Source organism: Pseudomonas sp. H3_E07, assembly GCF_054668895.1.
This window is the reverse complement of sequence record NZ_CP162795.1, coordinates 1,862,472-1,881,401: the sequence shown is the minus strand read 5'-3', so window position 1 is coordinate 1,881,401 and position 18,930 is coordinate 1,862,472. Positions and strand designations below refer to the sequence as shown.

Genomic DNA, 18,930 nt, shown 5'->3' with positions numbered 1-18,930 from the left:
CGAAATTTTTCCAGGCAAGGCGGGAGCACGAATCATGAGTGTGTACGAGTGGGCACGGCAGGAATTGCGCAGAAGCCAGGACGCGGCACAGGAAATCGGTTTTGACCCGGGCCTGACCTTGCGTGCCATGCTCAGCGCGGTGGTGCAGCAGAGCAAGGGCGTGCGCAGTTTCGAAGACCTGGCCGACGAGCTGCAATACCTTGCAGAGAACCTCGACGACCAGCAGGAATACGCCTTTATGCGCCCTTAGTGGCGCGGTGGCAGGTCTTCGGAAAACAGCTCGTCTTCAGCGTCCGGGGCCACGGGAATCTTGTGTTCTTCAGCAGCCCAGGCGCCCAGGTCGATGAGCTTGCAGCGGTCCGAGCAGAACGGCCGGTTGAGGTTGGTCGCTTTCCATTCCACGGGTGCGCCGCAGGTTGGGCAGTCGACGGTCAAGGGTTGGCTCATGATCGGCCTCCACGCAAAGTAAGGTAAAAGTGGTGCAGTCGCTCGACCTCGCTGTGCAGCCAGGCAAGGTCCCGGTCATTGACCAGTACATCATCGGCATGGTTCAGGCGGTCTTCGCGGCTGGATTGAGCCTTGAGGATTGCCTGCACCTGTTGCTCGTTGATGCCGTCGCGCTGCAGGGTACGCTGAATCTGCAGCGACTGCGGCACATCGATCACCAGGATGCGCTGGGTCATGCTGTACTGGCCGGACTCGATCAGCAGCGGCGACACCAATATCGCGTAAGGCGACTTCGCGCGCGCCAGGTGGCTGCGAATCTCCTCGCCAATCAACGGGTGCAGCAAGGCTTCGAGCCAGCGGCGCTCTTCGGGTTCTTCAAAGATCAGCTTGCGCAGGGCGGCGCGGTTCAACTGGCCGTCGGGTTGCAGCACGCCAGCACCGAAGTGCTCGGCGATGCGCGCCAGTGCCGGCCGTCCAGGCTCGACCACCCAGCGGGCGGCGTGGTCGGCGTCCACCAGGTCGATGCCAAGGTCGATAAAGTGCTGGGCTGCGGCGCTTTTACCGCTGCCGATGCCACCAGTGAGGCCGAGAATCCAGGGTGTTGTAACAGGAGTGGTCATCTGAAACCGACAGACTGCAAATAGAAGTCGGTTATTTGACCACCCCAGAGCAATGCAATCCAGCCGGCAATCGCCAGATACGGACCAAATGGCATCGGTGCCGACGCGTGGGACTTGCGCAGGCGCATCAGGATCAAGCCCACGACCACACCCACCAGCGACGACATCAACAGGGTCATGGGCAGGATCTGCCAGCCCCCCCAGGCGCCGAGCAAGGCCAGCAGCTTGAAGTCGCCATGGCCCATGCCGTCCTTGCCGGTGACCAGCTTGAACAGCCAGAACACGCTCCACAGGCTCATGTACCCGATGACCGCCCCCCACAAGGCCTCGGGCAGTGTCGTCAGCAGGCCGAACCCGTTGACGATCAGCCCCAGCCACAGCAGCGGCATCACTAGCACATCCGGCAACAGCTGATGGTCTGCATCGATCAGGCTCATCGCCAACAATCCCCAGCTCAGCACCAGCACTGCGCCCGCCTGCCAGCCAAAGCCGAAACGCCAGGCCACCCAGGCTGAGATCAACGCACACGCCAGTTCAGTGAGCGGATAACGGGCGCTGATCGCACCTTGGCAATGGGCGCAGCGGCCTCGCAGAAACAGGTAGCTGAGCAGTGGGATATTTTCCCACGGACGTATCGGATGATTGCAGTGTGGGCAGCAGGAACTGGGGTGCATCAGGTTGTAGGTCGGGCCGGCAGGCTCAGCGGGCATGCCGAGCACTTCGAGCGCCTGGGCCCGCCATTCCCGTTCGAGCATCGTTGGAAGGCGCCACACCAGCACGTTGAGAAAGCTGCCGACGATCAGGCCCAGCAGCGCCGCCAGCGCAACAAAAGCCCAGGGGTGTCCGGCCAACAGCAGGCTCAAAATGCGCTCCCCAACTGGAAGACTGGCAGGTACATGGCGATCACCAATGCGCCGACAATGCCTCCCAGGACCACCATGATCAGGGGCTCCATGAGGTGGGTGAGGTGATCGACCAGGTTGTCCACATCGGCCTCGTAATGGTTGGCGACCTTTTCCAGCATGCGGTCCAGTGTGCCCGACTCTTCGCCGATGGCTGTCATCTGGATCGCCATGCCGGGGAACAGGCCGCTGGTGAGCATGGATTGGTTCAATGGCATGCCAGTCGCTACATCGCGTCGCATCTGTTCAATTGCCCGTCTGAATGGCCCGGAACCGGCGGCACCGGCCACCGAATCCAGTGCCTGCAGTAACGGAACGCCGGCGGCAAACGTGGTGGACAGTGTGCGGGCGAAGCGGGCCACGGCGGATTTGCTCAGCAGTTTGCCTGCCACGGGCGCTTTCAACAAACAGCTGTCCAGCCATAGACGGAAATCCGCCAAGCGCCGATACGCTTCGCGCAGCCCCAGGCCTCCCGCAAGAACGCCCAGCGCCACGGCCCACCAGGCTTTCTGCATGAACTCGGAAAGGCCGATGACCTGCAGAGTGAAACCCGGCAGCTTGCCGTCGACCCCGGCAAACAGGTTCTGGAACTGTGGCACGACGTGGACCAGCAGCACGCCGGTGACGAGGCTGGCGACCACCAGCACGGTGATCGGATAGGTCATGGCTTTTTTGATCCTCGTCTTTAGCTGCTCGCTCTTTTCCCGGTGGATCGCCACGCGCTCCAGCAAGGTTTCAAGTGCTCCGGCCTGTTCGCCGGCGGCCACCAGGTTGCAGTACAGCTCGTCGAAACAACGCGGCTGCTTGCGCAGCGCCTCGGCAAGGCTGGTGCCGGCTTCGATGGCCTGTTTCAACCCTTGCATAAGCTCACGCAAGGCGCGGTTGTCGAAGCCCTCAGCGATGATGTCGAAGGCCTGCAGCAGCGGAATACCGGCCTTCAGCAGGGTGGCCAGTTGGCGAGTGAACAGGGTGATGTCGGTTGATGTGATCGAGGGTGCCAGGCTCGACAGCACTGGGGATTTTTTGCGCACATGCCCTGGGCAGATGCCCTGTTTTCGCAACTGTGCCTTCACCAGGGCAGGGTTGTGTCCGGTGGTTTGCCCGGACACCCTGCGTCCTTTGCGGTTGATGCCTTCCCAGGCGTAGAGCGTTGAAGCGTTGTCCATGTCACGGTTCCGCACAGAGGTCGTCGAAGCTTTATAGCGTAGTCAGGTGACGGATTCTGACAGGCTGGCAGTGGCGGATAAAATGTCAGAATGTGCGTCTTGTGCGCGATTGAGCGCCTGCGGATGAGTACACTGGCGCCGCTGTACAACACGGGGCGCAGGACGCGCCTTGTCATGAGTTCTATCCTGGAGAGTGAATGTGAGACGTCAAAAAGGTTTTACCCTGATCGAGCTGTTGATCGTCGTGGCAATCATCGGCATTTTGGCAACCATCGGCCTGCCCATGTACACCACCCACCAGGCCAAGGCCAAGTTCACCGCCGGCCTGGCTGAAATTACCGCGTTGAAGCCTGGTTATGAAGACACCCTCAACCAGGGCACGGTCCCCACGCTGGCATTGATCGGCGGCACCAGCCCGACAGCCAACTGCAAGATTGACGTGACAGGGGACGTTGCCACGGGCGCGGGTTCTATCAGTTGCGAAATACTGGATGCCCCGGCACCGGTGCTCGGCAAGACCATCAGCCTGACACGCAATGCCGCCACGGGTTGGACATGCACCACCACCGCTGACGCAAAATATGTCGCCAAGGGCTGCGGCGCCGACGGCGCTTAACTGTTAAACCCTCCACAGGGAAGTTGAGGTGACCGATGGGGTTATTCGTAGAGCAGCGTGGCAGTGTTTTTCTGGTCGCAGTGATGTGCCTGCTGCTTTTCGGAATTTGTGCTCCCTTCAGTGGGCATGATCTGCAACGGGTGATGCAGATCGGCATCGGGGCTTGCGCTGTGCTGTATGGGCTGTCGGTCGCCCGCGTTGAACGGCTGGTTGACCGGCCCACAGCCTTGGGTCTGGCGCTGATCATCGGGCTGGGCCTGATGTCGTCGATGCGGGCTCACCAGCCGCTGTGGGCATTTGCTGAAGTGGCGGTGTTTGTTGGCTGCGGCGCGATTGCCGTGGCATTTGCCCTGCTGCGACGCCAGGGCGGCGAGCCTTTGGACCGTGCCTTGATCCTGTTTGTGGTGCTGTTGTGCCTGATCAAGTCGATTCAATACACCTATGCCGGTGCCCTGGCGTTCATCAGCGCCGAGCGGGTGCTGGACCCTGACGCGTTGCTGTCCGGCTTTTCCAACAAGCGTTTCTACGGCCAGTTCCAGACATTCACCTTGCCGCTGCTGGCGCTTCCTTTGTTGATCCCCACGCTGTCTCGCCCACTCAAGGCCGCGACTTTTACGCTGCTGTGCGTGTGGTGGCTGATCGCAGTGGGGGGCGGCACGCGCGGCACCTGGCTGGGCATGGGCGTCGCGGCTGTGGTGTTGGCGGTGCTGGGACCATGGGGGCGGCGCTGGTTGGGTTGGCAGTTGGCCGCACTGCTGGGTGGATTGTTGCTGTACTGGCTGGTGTTTAAGGTGTTGGCGGATCATTTGGGAATCGAGATCGCGAATGCCGCCAGCGATCGCCTCACCACCTCCTTGTCGGGGCGTGGTCCGATCTGGTGGCAGGCCTGGCATATGCTCGTCGAGCGGCCTTGGCTGGGATTCGGGCCGATGCATTTCGCTGATATCCCCAACAGTATTGCCGCTCATCCCCACCAGGCCATCCTGCAATGGACCAGTGAGTGGGGGGTGCCATCGGCTTTGTGCGTTGCGGTGTTGGCTTGGCGAGGGGGCTGGGCAACGTTCGGTGTACTGCGTAAGCGCGCGCTGAGCGCCGAGCGTGCAGACCTGCTGCGGCTCTGCCTGTTTGCGGCGCTGGTGGGTGCGTTAGTGCAGTCCATGGTCGATGGTGTGATTGTGATGCCTAACTCCCAGGTCTGGCTGGCGCTGGTGGTGGGCTGGCTGATGGCGTTGCACGTATGGCGAGCTCCGGCAGCGGTCGAACGATCATGGGCCTGGGGGGCGTGGAAAGCACTGAGCGTGTTGGCCGTTGGTCTGCTGATTTTTATTGCGTTGCGCGATGTGCCGCACTTCAAACAGGCCCAGCAGCAGTACCTGGACGCCCATGGCGATTACCTGCAACCACGCTTCTGGGCCCAAGGTGTGATTGCCCGCTGACGGCGGCAAGTTGCCGGACTCTCGATGCGGTGCTAGCTTTAGCCCACCGCCCGTGTAGCTCAGCCGGTAGAGCAGCGCACTCGTAACGCGAAGGTCGCAGGTTCGATTCCTGTCTCGGGCAAAAAGGCAACAAAGGCAGTACTGTTTTCAGTTGATCCCAGAATGGTTCTGAAGGCCAGACGAGCTGGTATTTGCGCCCGCTCTTTTGTATCTGCGCAACCTTGATGACCCAGATGCATCCCCATTCCTCGATCTAAGAGAACAACATGACCACGACTGAAATGACCCAGGAAGTTCGGCACGAAGAAGCACTCAAGAAGTACCTTGAGGACACGCCGCAGCTGAAAGAAGAGATCAAGGACCTGAGCGCCGATGATCAGCGTGACCAGATCCAGTGGGCATTCGAGGATGAGGCCGAGAGCCAGGGCTACCAGCCCTGGGAGCTGACCCTCAAGTACACCTCGACACCGGAAGCGTTCGAAGCGGCGCGACTGGCCTTGCATAAAGAGGCGGCCGAAGTGCTGGGTGTCGAATGGGAAGAATATTGCGAAATGAATGACCTGGTGGTTTAAAAGCAGTCCGCAGGAGCGGGCAAGCTCGCTCCTGCAGTCAAGGCGCCTCAGATGCTAAGGCGCATCGACAAATCCACCGCCTTCACATCCTTGGTCATCGCGCCAATCGAGATGTAATCCACCCCGGTCTCGGCGATGGGTAGCAGGGTGCTTTCATTGATCCCGCCGCTGGCCTCCAGCTTCGCCTTACCGCCGTTCAGGCGCACGGCTTCACGCATATCGTCCAGGCTCAACTCATCGAGCATGATGATATCCGCGCCCGCCGCCAGGGCTTCGCGCAGCTCATCCAGGCTTTCAACTTCGATTTCCACCGGCTTGCCGGGGGCGATCTTGTGGGCGGCCGTGATTGCCTGGGCAATGCCGCCACAGGCCGCGATATGGTTTTCCTTGATCAGGAACGCGTCATACAAGCCGATACGGTGGTTGTGGCAGCCACCGCAAGTCACTGCGTATTTCTGCGCCAGGCGCAGCCCCGGCAGGGTTTTGCGGGTGTCCAGCAGCTTGACCTGGGTGCTGGCGACAAAGTCCGCGAGAAATTGCGCGCGGGTGGCGACCCCGGACAGCAACTGCAGGAAATTCAGCGCACAGCGTTCGCCGCTGAGCAGCGAGCGTGCCGGGCCTTCAAGGCGGAACAGCACCTGATTGGGGCTGACGCGCTCACCGTCAGCCACTTGCCAATGCACGGCAACCCGAGGGTCCAGTTGGCGGAACACCGCATCCACCCAGGCCGTTCCGGCGATGACAGCGGTGTCGCGGGTAATGATGGTGGCCGTGGCCAGCCGTTCGGCCGGGATCAACTGCGCAGTGATGTCGCCGCTGCCGATGTCTTCCAGCAGTGCGCGGCGCACGTTGGCTTCGATTTCGGCGGTGAGGTCGGCAAGACGGAGATTCGGCATAACAGGCTCCACAGACAAAGTGCCCCGATTATAGGGGCAGTGCGCGTTCGAACCCAGGCTCACCACTCATTTACCGTGCAAAGGCAGAGTTTGCTGGCGCACCTGCCCTCATTTGCCAGATAATCTAGCGCCTTGCAATTGGCGTCATAGCTTTGACGTTCAGAAAGATACCGCCGTTTCAGGAGGCCAGGATGCACAATGACGCAAAGGTGGTGCCTTTCAATAAGGCGTCCGCCACGCCATCGCCGCTCGCCAGACTGCCGGTAGTGTTGCTGCAGGTCCGCGACAAGGCGGCGCAACAGCTGCAGCAAGGGCTGCAGGACCTGTTCGATAACGCCGACGACACCTTGTTCGAAATGGCCGACAAGGCGCGCAACAACCTCGACCATCATATTTTCTTCGAGGCCATGCGCGACCTGCGCCTCAAGCGCAAGAACTTCGAGCGCGTGTTCATGGAGCGCCTGTTTGAAGCCTTCGCCAGCCTGGGTCAGGCAGGGCGTGGGGAATTGCAGTTGGTGCCAGTGGTTTCCTACGACGCGGCACCGGGCTCATCCAGGGATGACCTGGAAAAAGCCGTTACGCTTGAAGCAATGCTGGATCGGGTGCGGCATCGTGATGGCCTAGCCCTGGGGCAACTCACGGCGCGCTTGAGCGCGTTGCTCGGCAACCACCTGGATGATCGCGAGAACCCATTGGGGCCAGCACTGCTGTGTGAGTGCTTCCTGCGGGCGGGACGCAGCCTGGGCGTGGAGATCCGCGTCAAACTGATCATGCTCAAGCTGTTTGAAAAATACGTACTCAGTGACGCCGACCAACTGTACGGCGAAGCCAATCAGTTGCTGGTCGCGACCGGTGTGTTGCCTGAACTCAAGGCCGTACCGTCCCGCCGGCGTGAGGCGCGTGAGGCCCGTGAGCTTGCGCGCGAAGAAACCTTGCCGCCTGTCGACGAAAATGGCCAGGAAGCCTTCGCTGCGCTGCAGCCGTTGCTCACCGCGGTACGCGGTAGCGTGGCGCCGACCCTTGAAGCCAGCGCCGAACCCTTGCCCATCTCCCCCCGTGACCTGCTGCGCCTGCTGTCCCACTTGCAGCAATATGTACCCGAGCCTGAGGTCGAGGATGATTTCGACCTGCGCAACCAGCTTGAACAGTTGCTCACCCGCGTCAGCGTCAAGAGCGGTAAGTCGCGGGTGGTGGAGGAGGCGGACGAAGATGTGATCAACCTGGTCGCGTTGCTGTTCGAATTCATCCTCAACGACCGGGCCGTGCCCGATGCCTACAAGGCCTTGATCGGTCGCCTGCAGATCCCGATGCTGAAAGTGGCGGTGCTGGACAAGAGCCTTTTCAGTCGAGCCAGCCACCCGGCGCGACGCCTGCTCAATGAAATCGCCACCGCTGCCATGGGCGCCAGCCAGCGCGACCCTCTGTACCTGCGCATCGAGCAGGTGGTGCAGCGCTTGCTCAATGAATTTGTCGAAGACCCGGTGATCTTTTCCCAATTGCTCGCCGAGTTCAGCGCCTTCACCGCTGATGAGCGACGGCGCAGCGACTTGCTTGAACAGCACACCCGTGATGCCGAAGCCGGGCGTGTGCGCACCGAAGCTGCGCGTCAGCGCGTGGCCGATGTGCTGAACAAACGCCTGCTTGGCAAGACGCTGCCGCGTCCGGTCGTGCAATTCCTGCAGCAGGCCTGGAGCCAGGTGCTGTTGCTGGCCAGCCTCAAGCATGGCGAGCAGTCGGTGCAATGGCAGGCGGGGCTGCGCACCATGGACGAACTGATCTGGAGCGTCGGCCTGCAGCAAGACACTGAAGCCGGGCGTCATTTGCTGGGGCAACTGCCGGGCTTGCTCAAGGCCCTGCGCGACGGATTGACCAGCGCCGCGTTCGACCCCTTCAGCACCCGCGAGTTTTTCGTGCGTTTGCAGGCCTTGCATGTCCAGGCCCCTGGCGGGGGCGACGAATGGATCGAAGTGCGTGAGCCGTTTGTACTGACCTCTGCGTTACCCGATCCGGTCCGCGATCTGCCGGACAACGACCCCGACCTGCTGAAAGCCCGACAGCTCAAGGTGGGTGATTGGGTGGTGTTCGAGGGAGACGAAGCGACTACGCTGCGCTGCCGGCTGACGGCGATCATGGCGCCGGCCGACACCTATGTCTTCACCAGCCGCACGGGGCTCAAGGTGTTAGAGAAAAGCGCGGGCCAACTGGCAGTGGCGTTCAAGCGGGGCGCGCTGCACACCCTGGACGCTGGCCCCTTGTTCGAGCGTGCCTTGACTGCCGTCGTGGGCAAACTGCGTCAACTCAATCGCGGCAAGTGATCGCAACCGAAGGGGCGAACGCGGCATACTGGTCACATGTTGTCTCGTTCAAGGAACCTGTATGCAGTTGGACCCCACCAGCGGTTGGTGCAAAGGCATCCGTCATTGCCCTTCGCCCAACTACAACGAGCGCCCCGCCGGCGAAATCTCACTGCTGGTGGTGCATAACATCAGCCTGCCGCCGGCGCAGTTCGCCACCGGCAAAGTGCAGGAATTCTTCCAGAACCGTCTGGATGTCACGGAACATCCCTACTTTGAAGGGATCGCCGACCTACGGGTGTCTGCGCATTTTCTGATTGAGCGTGATGGTGCGGTGACGCAGTTTGTGTCCTGTCTCGACCGGGCCTGGCATGCCGGGATCTCACAGTTCGAGGGTCGGGATACCTGCAATGACTTTTCCCTGGGGGTTGAGCTCGAAGGCACGGATGACCAGCCGTTCACTGACGCCCAATATGCGTCGTTGAACGACCTGACCCGCCAGTTGCTGGCGGCTTACCCCGACATCACGCCTCAGCGCATTTGTGGTCACAGCGATATCGCTCCGGGTCGCAAGACCGATCCCGGCCCGGCTTTTGATTGGACGCGCTTTCGCAGCGCCCTGCAGGATGGAGGACACGCACGATGAGTTTCCTGGTGTTGGTGCTGGCCGTATGGATCGAGAAGTTCTCGGCCCTGCGCCAGCGGTTACAGCGTGATGGTGGTTTGCTGCGTGAACTGGCCAAGCTGGAATCGAGCCCACGCATGGGCAAGCAGCCCTGGTTGATCCTGGCATTGCTGGTGTTATTACCGGTGGCCTTGCTGGCGTTGTTGCTGCTGGTGCTGGAACCGGTGGCCTACGGACTGTTAGCGCTGCCGGTGCACCTGCTGGTGGTGATCTACAGCCTGGGCCGTGGTGATCTGCTCGCCGGGCTGGGTCCCTTTCGCGACGCCTGGCGACGGGGCGACCTGCAAGCCGCCGAGCATGTCGCCGAGCGTGACCTGAATCTGAGCGCCGACAGTGGTGAACAGTTGCTCGAACGCGTCCAGGGCCATCTGTTGTGGCAGGCCTACCAGAGCTTTTTCGCGGTGATTTTCTGGTACTTCCTGTTGGGCCCGGTTGCCGCGCTGGCTTATCGCTTGCTCGCACTGGCCAGTGAATACAGCAAGAACCCTCTGGTGGCCGAGCGGGCCGGGCAACTGCGCCACGCATTTGACTGGCTGCCGGTGCGCCTGCTGGCAGCCAGTTTTGCCCTGGTGGGCAACTTCGTCGCCGTGGGCCGCGTGATGCTGCACGAACTGTTGAGCTGGGACATCAGCGCCGCCGAACTGGTGGAAAAAGTCGGCCTGGTCGCCGCTGAAATCCCGCCACCGGCGGTCGGCCCCGATGGCATCAACAGCCTGGACCGCCTCTGGGAACTGCTTTTGCGTGCGGCGGTGCTGTGGTACGCCGGGTTTGCGATCTGGACGGTGTTGCCTTAACGCCCTATCTCATTAACCTTAAGTTACAAAACTCCCTTTCAAATTGAGCTATACAGATGCTGGCTAACTGCCGCCCTGCGCCTCGATAAAAATAAAAGAAAGGGAGTTAACCTGTGAAGAGCTTGCTCTATCCCGCCGTCGCGCTGATGAACCGCCTGAGCTTCGGCATGAAGTTCAGCTTGGTCAGCGTGTTGTTCCTGCTGCCGATGCTGGCGACCAACTATTACCTGGTGCGTGATTCGTGGCGCGAATACCAGGGCACGCGGGTGGAGCTGCAGAGCCTTGATTTGCTCGGTAGCAGCCTGGCCCTGCGCCGCGACCTGGAAACCCTCAACAACCAGGTGCAGATCAACGCCACGCTGGGCCAGTCCGGCAAGGCGGGCGATCTTGAGGGCAAGATCAGCGCCCTGGAACAAAGCGTGCTGAGCCGCCTGCAAAGCCTCAACGCCATGGCGACTGAGCCCGAGCAAATTGCCGCTTTTGACGCCAAGCGCGACGAGTTGATCGCAGCCTTCAAGGCCCAGCAACAGGAAACGTCGTTGCTGAGCAAAAGTGCTTTGATCGACAAGTTGCTCAACAAGGCGCAGATGCTCAGCCAGATCATTGCCAGCCAAGCCGGTTTGAGCCGCGACCCCCAGAGCGACCTGCGCCAACTCAGTGAGCTGATCACCAGCGTGACCCCACTCGTCACCCAGACCCTGGGTGAAGGTCGAGCAATGGGCGCGTATTCCCTGGGGCAGGGTTTTCTCAACTCGTCGTCCAGCACACGGTTTGACGAGCTGTTGCAGCAATTGGAAAAAATCCAGGCCGAATATGGCCTGAAGTTGCAAGATGCCTTGGGCTCCAGCAAAGCCGCCCATGCGGCTCTCGACGGCCTGGCCAAGTCCAGCAACGCCAGCCTCAAGCAAGGCAGCGAGTTGTTTGAAGAACAGGTGGTGATGGCCGAAACCCTCGACGCGCCCTGGCAGGATTTCTACGACGGCGTCAGCCGATTGATGGCCCAGACGTACCAGTTGGATGACGCCACCCTGACGTTCCTCGGGCAGCAATTGGAGCAACGTCTGGCACAGAACCGTACGCATATGGTGGTGCTGGTCTCGGCCCTCAGCGCGGTGTTCCTGCTGATTTTCTACTTGTATGCAGGCTTCTACGCCTCCACGCGCACCACCTTGCGGCGCTTGGGCGCGATGATGGATAAGGTCGCGGCCGGCGACATGACCGTCACCTTTGTCGCGCAGAGCCGCGATGAGCTGGGTGACCTCGGCCAGGTGTTCAATGGCACCGTGGCGAAGATCCATGACTTGATCGAGCGCGTCGGGCACACCGTCAGTCAGGTCGAGCTGCAGGCCGGGCAGGTGGAGACGGTCTCGGCCCAGAGCAACCAGGCCGTTTCCGGGCAGCGTATGCAGATCGAACAGGTGGCGACGGCCATGAACCAGATGTCGTCCACTGCCCAGGAAGTCGCGCGCAGTGCGGCGGCGGCGGTCAGCAGTGCCCACAGCGTCAACGACGAAACCGTCAGCGGCCGCAGCCTGGTGCAATCCCAGCAGGGCAGCATTGCGCGACTGGCGACGGAGATCGATCAGTCGGTGCAGGTAATCAACCAACTGGCCACCGACAGCCAGTCCATCAGCAGCGTGTTGGAAGTGATCAAAAGCATCGCCGAACAAACCAACTTGCTGGCGCTCAACGCGGCCATCGAGGCCGCGCGCGCCGGCGAGCAAGGGCGTGGGTTTGCGGTGGTGGCCGATGAGGTGCGGACCCTGGCGCGCCGTACCCAGCACTCCACCGAGGAGATCGAGCAGATGATCAGCCGCTTGCAAAGCGGCGTGGCGGCGGCCGTGAAAGCCATGGGCAGCAGTCATGATATGGCCAGTGGCACCGTGGGGCAGTCGGAAAGGGTTCAGCAAGCCCTGGAAAATATCCTCGGCGCCGTCGGGATGATCGTCGATCAAAACCAGCAGATCGCCGCCGCTGTGGAGCAACAAACCGCCGTCGCCCACGATATTGACCAGAACATCGTTGAAATCAATCGGGCTGGTGAGCATGCCGCCGAGGGCGCGTATCAGACCGAAGCGGCGAGTCGACAGCTGTCGCTGCAGGTGATTGAGTTGAAACAATTGATCGGCGCGTTTCGGGTATGAGAATTGAATGTAGGATTTATCGTTTCATGGTGTGGCGCTTGTCCTGATTTTGCTGCGTCTCTTTTCTGGAGCCGTGAATGGGTGAAACTTGTTTCACTCGATTTCAAGTCCGGGGGAGGCACAGCGATGACCGCTGCGATCGGCATCAAAGGGCACTGCGCCCATTGTGATATCACCTTTAATCTCAAGCCTTGGCAACTCAACGCCATCGCCATCGAAGAACCGTTCGATTGCCCTTACTGCCAATGGATCTTGCAACTGAACTGCCCTCGACAGTTGCGCCAGTTCAGGTCCCTGGACCAGTGGGCGCTGGTGCGCCCGAGCATGGTGGTGTTGACCTGCATGGTGCTGATCGTGGCGTTGGTGGCGGAGTGGGTGGGGCTGATCAGTGTGATCGGCCAATTCAACATCTCGTTGGTGGTCTTACTGGTGCATTTGCTGGTGTTGCGATACGCCCGTCACCGCCAGCGCCTGATCTTGAATCTGCAACGGGTAACGCCCGCGCTACCAGTTGAACAGCTCGCACGCATTGCGTGTGCTCGCCTCAGCCAGCAATAGAGGGCTGATGCCCATGCGCTCGGCAAGCTCAGTGCAGATAGCCGGCAGGTGTTCGGGGCTGTTGCGCTGGCCGGGATACATGGCGGGCGCCATATCCGGTGAGTCGGTTTCCAGTACCACGGCGTCCAACGGCAGGTGGGCCAGCACCTTGTGCATGCGCAGGGCCTGAGGCCAAGTGGCGGCGCCCCCCAGCCCGAGTTTGAAGCCGAGCTTGATGTATTCGCGGGCTTCTTCGCGGCTACCGGCAAACGCATGGATGATGCCGCCACGGGGCAGGCGAATGCGCTTGAGGGTAGCGATGACGTCCGCGTGGCTACGACGGACATGCAGCAGCGCCGGCAGCTGGAAGTCCACGGCCAGTTTCAGTTGGGCTTCAAACAGGCTTTGCTGGCGTTCGCGGTCCAACTGTTCGAGGAAGTAATCCAGCCCGATTTCGCCTACCGCACACAGTTGCCGGTGACCGTGCAGGCGAGTCAGCCAGTCGCCGAGCTCCGTCAGGTCGGCGGGGCGATGGTCATCGAGGTAGACCGGGTGCAGGCCAAACGCAGCGAACAAGCCTTCGTCCGTTTGCACCAGATCCCACAGCCGCTGCCAATTCTGCTGATACACCCCAAGGACCACCATGCGTCGCACGCCCAGCGCTCGGCTGTGAGCGAGGACTTCCCGGCGATCGCTGTCGAAATCCGGGAAGTCCAAATGGGTGTGGGTGTCGATCAGTTCCACGCTCAAGCCTCGCGAATACGCTGCTTGAACGTCCGGCCGATGGCATGCACGCCGGGTTGGTACTGCTCGTCTTCGACCGCGACCAGGGCCAGGCGCAGCGCGGTCTCGGCGATCAGTTGATGTTGCTGGGCCATGGCGTTGACCGGCAGCGGCAGGAAATCCAGCAACTGTGTATCACCAAAGGTGCCCAGGCGCAGCGGCCGCGATTTGAGTGGGAAGTCATGCAGCGCGTCGAACACGCCCTGCAGCAGCACGTAGGACGTGGTCACCAGTGCGTCAGGCAAGTGCCCCAGTTGCTGCAGAAGTTGCTCCATCAACTGTCGGCCACAGTCGCGGCTGAAGGCTTCGCCGTGTTCGACGATCACCTCGCCGGTGAACCCTTCCAGCGCTTCACGGAAACCGGCGGCACGCTCCTGGCTGATGCTCAGCTCGGGCCGCGCGCCGATCAGCACAATCTGCTTGGGCAGGGGTTGCAACAGGCTGCTGGTCAATTGCTGGCACGCTTGGCGGTCGTCGCTGACCACCGAGCAGAATTGATCTGCGCCCATCACCCGGTCGATGGCAATCACCGGCAAACCCTTGGCCTGCAGCTCGCGGTAACTGTCATCGCTGGCCGGCAGGCAACTGGCGACAAACAGCGCGTCACACCGCCGGGCGCGGAACAGTTGCAGCAATTGACGCTCGCTGTCGGCATCGTCGTCGGAACTGGCGATCAGCAGTTGATAGCCGCGCGCCCGGGCACCTTGCTCCAAAAGCTTGGCGATGCGTGCGTAACTGGGGTTTTCCAGGTCGGGCAGGATAAAGCCCAAGGTGCGCGTGTGCCGACTGCGCAGCCCGGCGGCCTGAGGGTTGGGGGTAAAACCATGGGCTTCGACCACAGCACGCACCCGTTCGACGGTGGCGTTGCTGATGCGTTGCTGTTCGGCCTTGCCGTTGATGACGTAGCTGGCGGTGGTTACGGACACACCGGCAAGACGGGCGATATCACTGAGTTTCAAACCGGGATTTCCTTGTTTTCTGGAGCGGGCCCCGACATTTTCTCCAATCGTAACCGATTCCTGTACACGACCAATGTCCTGGCTCAAGCGCCGAGTGGTTCTTCAAGGATGCGCAATTAACGCGTAGTCTTCCATAAGATCTAGATTAAACGTTTCAGCCAGCGTATTTTTACGACGTTCGCGACTGAGTGGCTACTGCCAATTGACTACTCAGTCAGTTAATCATGAACACCCTTTACACTGTTTGTTTAAAACAATACCTAGTGCGCCACCGCACTAACTAGGAGAACGGCATGCTTGAGCTCACTGTAGAGCAGATTTCCATGGGCCAGGTGGCCGTGGACAAATCTGCTGCCTTGCACCTGCTCGCTGAAAAACTGGTGGCCGACGGCCTGGTCGCCGAGGGATACCTCAGCGGTTTGCAAGCCCGTGAAGCCCAAGGCTCGACCTTCCTCGGTCAAGGTATTGCCATTCCCCACGGCACTCCCGAAACGCGCGATCAGGTGTTCTCCACCGGTGTGCGCCTGCTGCAGTTTCCCGAAGGGGTGGACTGGGGGGACGGCCAGATCGTGTACCTGGCCATCGGCATTGCCGCCAAATCCGACGAACACCTGCGCCTGCTGCAACTGCTCACCCGCGCCCTCGGTGAAACCGACCTGGGCCAGGCTCTGCGCCGTGCCGGTAGCGCCGAAGCGCTGTTGAAACTGCTGCAGGGTGCGCCGCAGGAACTGGCGCTGGATGCGCAGATGATCGGCCTGGGCGTGTCCGCTGACGACTTCGAAGAGCTGGTATGGCGCGGTGCACGGCTGTTGCGTCAGGCCGATTGTGTGAGTAATGGTTTCGCTGCTGTGTTGCAGCAGGTCGATGCGCTGCCCCTGGGCGATGGCCTGTGGTGGTTGCACAGCGAGCAGACCGTCAAGCGCCCGGGCCTGGCGTTTGTCACCCCGGACAAACCCATGCGCTACCTCGGCCAGCCGCTCAATGGCCTGTTCTGCCTGGCCAGCCTGGGGGAAGCCCACCAGACGCTGCTCGAACGCTTATGCGCCTTGCTGATAGAAGGTCGCGGCCAGGAACTCGGCCGCGCCACCAGCAGCCGCGCCGTGCTTGAAGTGCTCGGTGGTGAATTGCCACCAGACTGGCCTGCTGCGCGCATTACCCTGGCCAACGCCCACGGCCTGCACGCGCGCCCGGCGAAGATCCTTGCGCAGTTGGCGAAAAGTTTTGACGGCGATCTCCGTGTGCGCATCGTCGATGGCCCGGTGGGCGCCGTGTCGGTGAAAAGCCTGAGTAAATTGCTGAGCCTCGGCGCGCGTCGCGGCCAGGTGCTGGAATTTATCGCCGAACCGAGCATTGCTGGCGACGCGCTGCCCGCACTGCTGGCGGCGGTGGAAGAAGGCCTGGGTGAAGACGTCGAGCCGCTGCCGACCGTGAGCGTCCAGCCTGAAGTCCTCGATATCGAGCCGGAGCTCAGCGCACCCTTGGCCGGTAGCCAGGTTCAGGCCATCGCCGCTGCGCCGGGCATCGCTATCGGCCCTGCGCACATCCAGGTTCTGCAAGTCTTCGATTACCCACTGCGCGGCGAATCTTGCGCCATCGAGCGCGAGCGCCTGCACAGCGCCCTGGCCGATGTGCGCCGTGATATCCAGGGGCTGATCGAACGCAGCCAGTCCAAGGCGATCCGCGAGATTTTCGTCACCCACCAGGAAATGCTCGACGACCCGGAACTCACCGACGAAGTCGACACGCGCCTCAAGCAAGGCGAAAGCGCTGAGGCGGCATGGATGAGTGTGATCGAAGCAGCGGCCAAACAGCAGGAGTCGTTGCAGGATGCCTTGCTCGCCGAGCGTGCCGCCGACCTGCGTGACATTGGCCGTCGTGTGCTGGCGCAACTGTGTGGCGTCGAAACCGCCCAGGAACCGAGTGAGCCTTACATTTTGGTGATGGACGAAGTCGGTCCGTCTGATGTGGCCCGGCTTGATCCGGCGCGCGTCGCTGGCATCCTCACCGCCCGCGGCGGCGCGACGGCCCACAGTGCCATTGTCGCCCGCGCCCTCGGTATTCCCGCGCTGGTGGGCGCCGGTCCGGCGGTGTTGCTGTTGGCCGCCGGTACGCCGTTGTTGCTGGATGGCCAGCGCGGGCGCCTGCATGTGGATGCCGACGCCGCTACCCTGCAACGCGCCACGGTCGAGCGCGACACCCGCGAACAACGCCTGCAAGCGGCCTCGGCACAACGCCACGAACCCGCGTTGACCCGTGACGGTCATGCCGTGGAAGTGTTCGCCAACATCGGCGAAAGCGCTGGCGTCGCCAGCGCGGTGGAGCAGGGCGCCGAAGGCATCGGCTTGCTGCGCACCGAACTGATTTTCATGGCCCATCCGCAAGCGCCGGACGAGGCTACCCAGGAAGCCGAATACCGCCGCGTCCTCGATGGGCTCGCCGGTCGTCCGCTGGTCGTGCGCACCCTCGATGTGGGCGGCGACAAACCGCTGCCTTACTGGCCGATCGCCGAAGAGGAAAACCCCTTCCTCGGCGTGCGCGGCATTCGTCTCACCTTGCAACGCCCGCAGATCATGGAAGCCCAACTGAGGGCGCTGCTGCGCTCGGCGGACAACCGTCCGCTGCGCATCATGTTCCCCATGGTCGGCAGCGTCGATGAGTGGCGCGCCGCCCGTGACATGACCGAGCGCCTGCGTCTGGAAATCCCGGTGGCGGACCTGCAACTGGGCATCATGATCGAAGTGCCGTCGGCCGCGTTGCTCGCGCCGGTATTGGCCAAGGAAGTGGACTTCTTCAGTGTCGGCACCAACGACCTGACCCAGTACACCCTGGCCATCGACCGTGGCCACCCGACCCTGTCCGCTCAGGCCGATGGCCTGCACCCGGCAGTGTTGCAACTGATCGACATCACCGTGCGTGCAGCCCATGCCCATGGCAAATGGGTAGGCGTGTGCGGCGAGCTGGCGGCGGACCCGTTGGCAGTGCCGGTATTGGTCGGCCTGGGGGTAGATGAGTTGAGCGTGTCCGCCCGCAGCATTCCCGAAGTGAAGGCGCGCGTGCGCGAATTCAGTCTGAGCGAGGCCCAGGGCCTGGCGCAAAAAGCACTGGCGGTGGGCTCACCTGCCGAAGTGCGAGCCCTAGTGGAGGCCGTATAGATGGCGAGGATTCTGACCCTGACGCTGAACCCGGCGTTGGATCTGACGGTACGCCTGGCGCGCCTGGAACCGGGTGAAGTCAACCGCAGCGAAACCCTGCTGACCCATGCCGCCGGCAAGGGTGTGAACGTGGCGCAGGTGCTGGCCGACCTGGGCCATGAGTTGACCGTGGGCGGCTTTCTCGGTGAAGGCAACCCCCAGGCCTTTGAAGCGCTCATTGCACAGCGTGGGTTTACCGACGCGTTTATCCGCGTGCCCGGTGAAACCCGCAGCAATATCAAGATTGCCGAGCAGGATGGCCGGGTCACCGACATCAATGCACCGGGGCCGCAGGTGACAGAACAGGCGCAAAACGCCTTGCTGGACAAACTGGCGCAGATTGCTCCCGGCTTTGATGCGGTGGTGGTGGCCGGCAGCTTGCCACGCGGCGTCAGCCCGCAGTGGTTCAAGGGGCTGTTGGAGCAGTTGAAACGCTATGGTTTGAAAGTCGCTTTGGACACCAGCGGCGAAGCACTGCGCGCGGGTTTGCTGGCCGGCCCATGGCTGGTCAAACCCAATACTGAAGAGCTGGCCGAAGCCCTGGATAACGCCACCGATGCGGTCAGCCAACTGCACCGGCAAGGTGTCGAACATGTGGTGGTCTCCGACGGTGCCGCCGGCGTGAGCTGGTACAGCCCAAATGCGGCGCTGCAGGCCACACCGCCCAAGGTCACGGTCGCCAGCACCGTAGGCGCCGGCGATTCGCTGCTGGCCGGTATGCTCCATGGTCTGCTCACCGGGGATACGCCGGAACAGACCTTGCGCCGCGCCACGGCGATTGCCGCGATGGCGGTGACGCAGATCGGTTTTGGCATCAGCGATCACGCGCAGTTGGCGCGTCTCGAAAGCGGCGTTCAAGTGCGCTCGCTGACAGAACAATAAGAGGGT

At 61.9% G+C, this 18,930-nt stretch carries 18 protein-coding genes, 1 tRNA gene and 1 pseudogene; 13 read left to right on the top strand and 7 right to left on the bottom strand.

The features are described from left to right. Positions 1-34 precede the first annotated feature (34 nt). Complete coding sequence (locus AB4O08_RS08575; protein WP_003171680.1) at positions 35-250, top strand: hypothetical protein; 216 nt, start codon at positions 35-37, stop codon at positions 248-250. Here AB4O08_RS08575 and yacG read toward each other — a convergent pair. Genes yacG through AB4O08_RS08555 form a run of 4 tightly spaced genes read right to left on the bottom strand, consistent with a single transcriptional unit; the run spans position 247 to position 3,135 of the window. Beyond that, positions 247-447: a DNA gyrase inhibitor YacG gene (yacG, locus tag AB4O08_RS08570; RefSeq protein WP_003188437.1), complete on the bottom strand. Its 201-nt coding sequence runs from the start codon at positions 445-447 to the stop codon at positions 247-249. The genes AB4O08_RS08575 and yacG overlap by 4 nt on opposite strands. Then, positions 444-1,067 carry a dephospho-CoA kinase gene (coaE, locus tag AB4O08_RS08565; RefSeq protein ID WP_021491917.1) on the bottom strand — a complete coding sequence of 208 codons (624 nt, stop codon included), beginning with the start codon at positions 1,065-1,067 and terminating at the stop codon, positions 444-446. The genes yacG and coaE overlap by 4 nt, the downstream gene beginning before the upstream one ends. Further along, positions 1,064-1,930 carry a prepilin peptidase gene (locus AB4O08_RS08560; RefSeq protein ID WP_460114800.1) on the bottom strand — a complete coding sequence of 289 codons (867 nt, stop codon included), beginning with the start codon at positions 1,928-1,930 and terminating at the stop codon, positions 1,064-1,066. The genes coaE and AB4O08_RS08560 overlap by 4 nt, the downstream gene beginning before the upstream one ends. Then, positions 1,927-3,135 (bottom strand): type II secretion system F family protein, encoded by a 1,209-nt coding sequence (locus AB4O08_RS08555; RefSeq protein WP_460114799.1) that lies wholly within the window; start codon positions 3,133-3,135, stop codon positions 1,927-1,929. The genes AB4O08_RS08560 and AB4O08_RS08555 overlap by 4 nt, the downstream gene beginning before the upstream one ends. A 193-nt stretch (positions 3,136-3,328) precedes the next feature. Between AB4O08_RS08555 and AB4O08_RS08550 the strand changes: the two genes are divergently transcribed. The 4 genes from AB4O08_RS08550 (at position 3,329) to AB4O08_RS08535 (ending at position 5,759) form a co-directional block, all read left to right on the top strand. After that, on the top strand, positions 3,329-3,751 hold the full coding sequence (locus tag AB4O08_RS08550; protein ID WP_021491914.1) for a pilin: 423 nt from the start codon (positions 3,329-3,331) through the stop codon (positions 3,749-3,751). 35 nt (positions 3,752-3,786) lie between these two features. After that, a complete protein-coding gene (locus AB4O08_RS08545) occupies positions 3,787-5,187 on the top strand; it encodes an O-antigen ligase family protein (RefSeq protein ID WP_042571063.1) in 1,401 nt (466 codons plus the stop codon). Positions 5,188-5,235: 48 nt separating this feature from the next. Continuing rightward, positions 5,236-5,308: transfer RNA gene (locus AB4O08_RS08540), tRNA-Thr, on the top strand. Positions 5,309-5,453: 145 nt separating this feature from the next. Next, positions 5,454-5,759, top strand: coding sequence for a DUF6388 family protein (locus AB4O08_RS08535; RefSeq protein ID WP_010213230.1), 306 nt, complete (start codon positions 5,454-5,456; stop codon positions 5,757-5,759). Positions 5,760-5,806: 47 nt separating this feature from the next. Here the strand turns inward: AB4O08_RS08535 and nadC are convergent, their stop codons facing one another. Then, the gene (gene nadC / locus AB4O08_RS08530; RefSeq protein WP_010213228.1) at positions 5,807-6,655 is read right to left on the bottom strand and encodes a carboxylating nicotinate-nucleotide diphosphorylase; all 849 of its coding nucleotides are present in this window, start codon (positions 6,653-6,655) and stop codon (positions 5,807-5,809) included. Between the two features lie 191 nt (positions 6,656-6,846). Here nadC and AB4O08_RS08525 point away from each other — a divergent pair, with 191 nt between their 5' ends. The 6 genes and pseudogenes from AB4O08_RS08525 (at position 6,847) to AB4O08_RS08500 (ending at position 13,130) form a co-directional block, all read left to right on the top strand. Continuing rightward, positions 6,847-8,970: a DUF1631 domain-containing protein gene (locus tag AB4O08_RS08525; protein WP_010213227.1), complete on the top strand. Its 2,124-nt coding sequence runs from the start codon at positions 6,847-6,849 to the stop codon at positions 8,968-8,970. 61 nt (positions 8,971-9,031) lie between these two features. Beyond that, a complete protein-coding gene (ampD, locus tag AB4O08_RS08520; RefSeq protein ID WP_021491911.1) occupies positions 9,032-9,595 on the top strand; it encodes a 1,6-anhydro-N-acetylmuramyl-L-alanine amidase AmpD in 564 nt (187 codons plus the stop codon). Further along, a complete protein-coding gene (gene ampE / locus AB4O08_RS08515; protein WP_044286637.1) occupies positions 9,592-10,428 on the top strand; it encodes a regulatory signaling modulator protein AmpE in 837 nt (278 codons plus the stop codon). Before ampD ends, ampE begins: the two co-directional genes overlap by 4 nt. 146 nt (positions 10,429-10,574) lie before the next feature. Continuing rightward, positions 10,575-11,666: pseudogene (locus AB4O08_RS08510) on the top strand (methyl-accepting chemotaxis protein); the annotation flags it as partial. Then, on the top strand, positions 11,643-12,572 hold the full coding sequence (locus AB4O08_RS08505; protein WP_370737438.1) for a methyl-accepting chemotaxis protein: 930 nt from the start codon (positions 11,643-11,645) through the stop codon (positions 12,570-12,572). The pseudogene AB4O08_RS08510 and the gene AB4O08_RS08505, both read left to right, overlap by 24 nt. A 126-nt stretch (positions 12,573-12,698) precedes the next feature. Continuing rightward, entirely contained in the window at positions 12,699-13,130 is a 432-nt protein-coding gene (locus AB4O08_RS08500) for a hypothetical protein (protein ID WP_021491908.1), read from the top strand. Here the strand turns inward: AB4O08_RS08500 and AB4O08_RS08495 are convergent. Both AB4O08_RS08495 and cra read right to left on the bottom strand, forming a co-directional pair. Continuing rightward, a complete protein-coding gene (locus AB4O08_RS08495; RefSeq protein ID WP_021491907.1) occupies positions 13,077-13,853 on the bottom strand; it encodes a TatD family hydrolase in 777 nt (258 codons plus the stop codon). The genes AB4O08_RS08500 and AB4O08_RS08495 overlap by 54 nt on opposite strands. A gap of 2 nt (positions 13,854-13,855) precedes the next feature. After that, positions 13,856-14,851: a catabolite repressor/activator gene (gene cra, locus AB4O08_RS08490; RefSeq protein WP_021491906.1), complete on the bottom strand. Its 996-nt coding sequence runs from the start codon at positions 14,849-14,851 to the stop codon at positions 13,856-13,858. Between the two features lie 293 nt (positions 14,852-15,144). Between cra and ptsP the strand changes: the two genes are divergently transcribed. Both ptsP and pfkB read left to right on the top strand, forming a co-directional pair. Next, entirely contained in the window at positions 15,145-18,003 is a 2,859-nt protein-coding gene (ptsP, locus tag AB4O08_RS08485; RefSeq protein ID WP_021491905.1) for a phosphoenolpyruvate--protein phosphotransferase, read from the top strand. Further along, a complete protein-coding gene (gene pfkB / locus AB4O08_RS08480) occupies positions 18,004-18,924 on the top strand; it encodes a 1-phosphofructokinase (RefSeq protein ID WP_047541177.1) in 921 nt (306 codons plus the stop codon). Positions 18,925-18,930 lie beyond the last annotated feature (6 nt).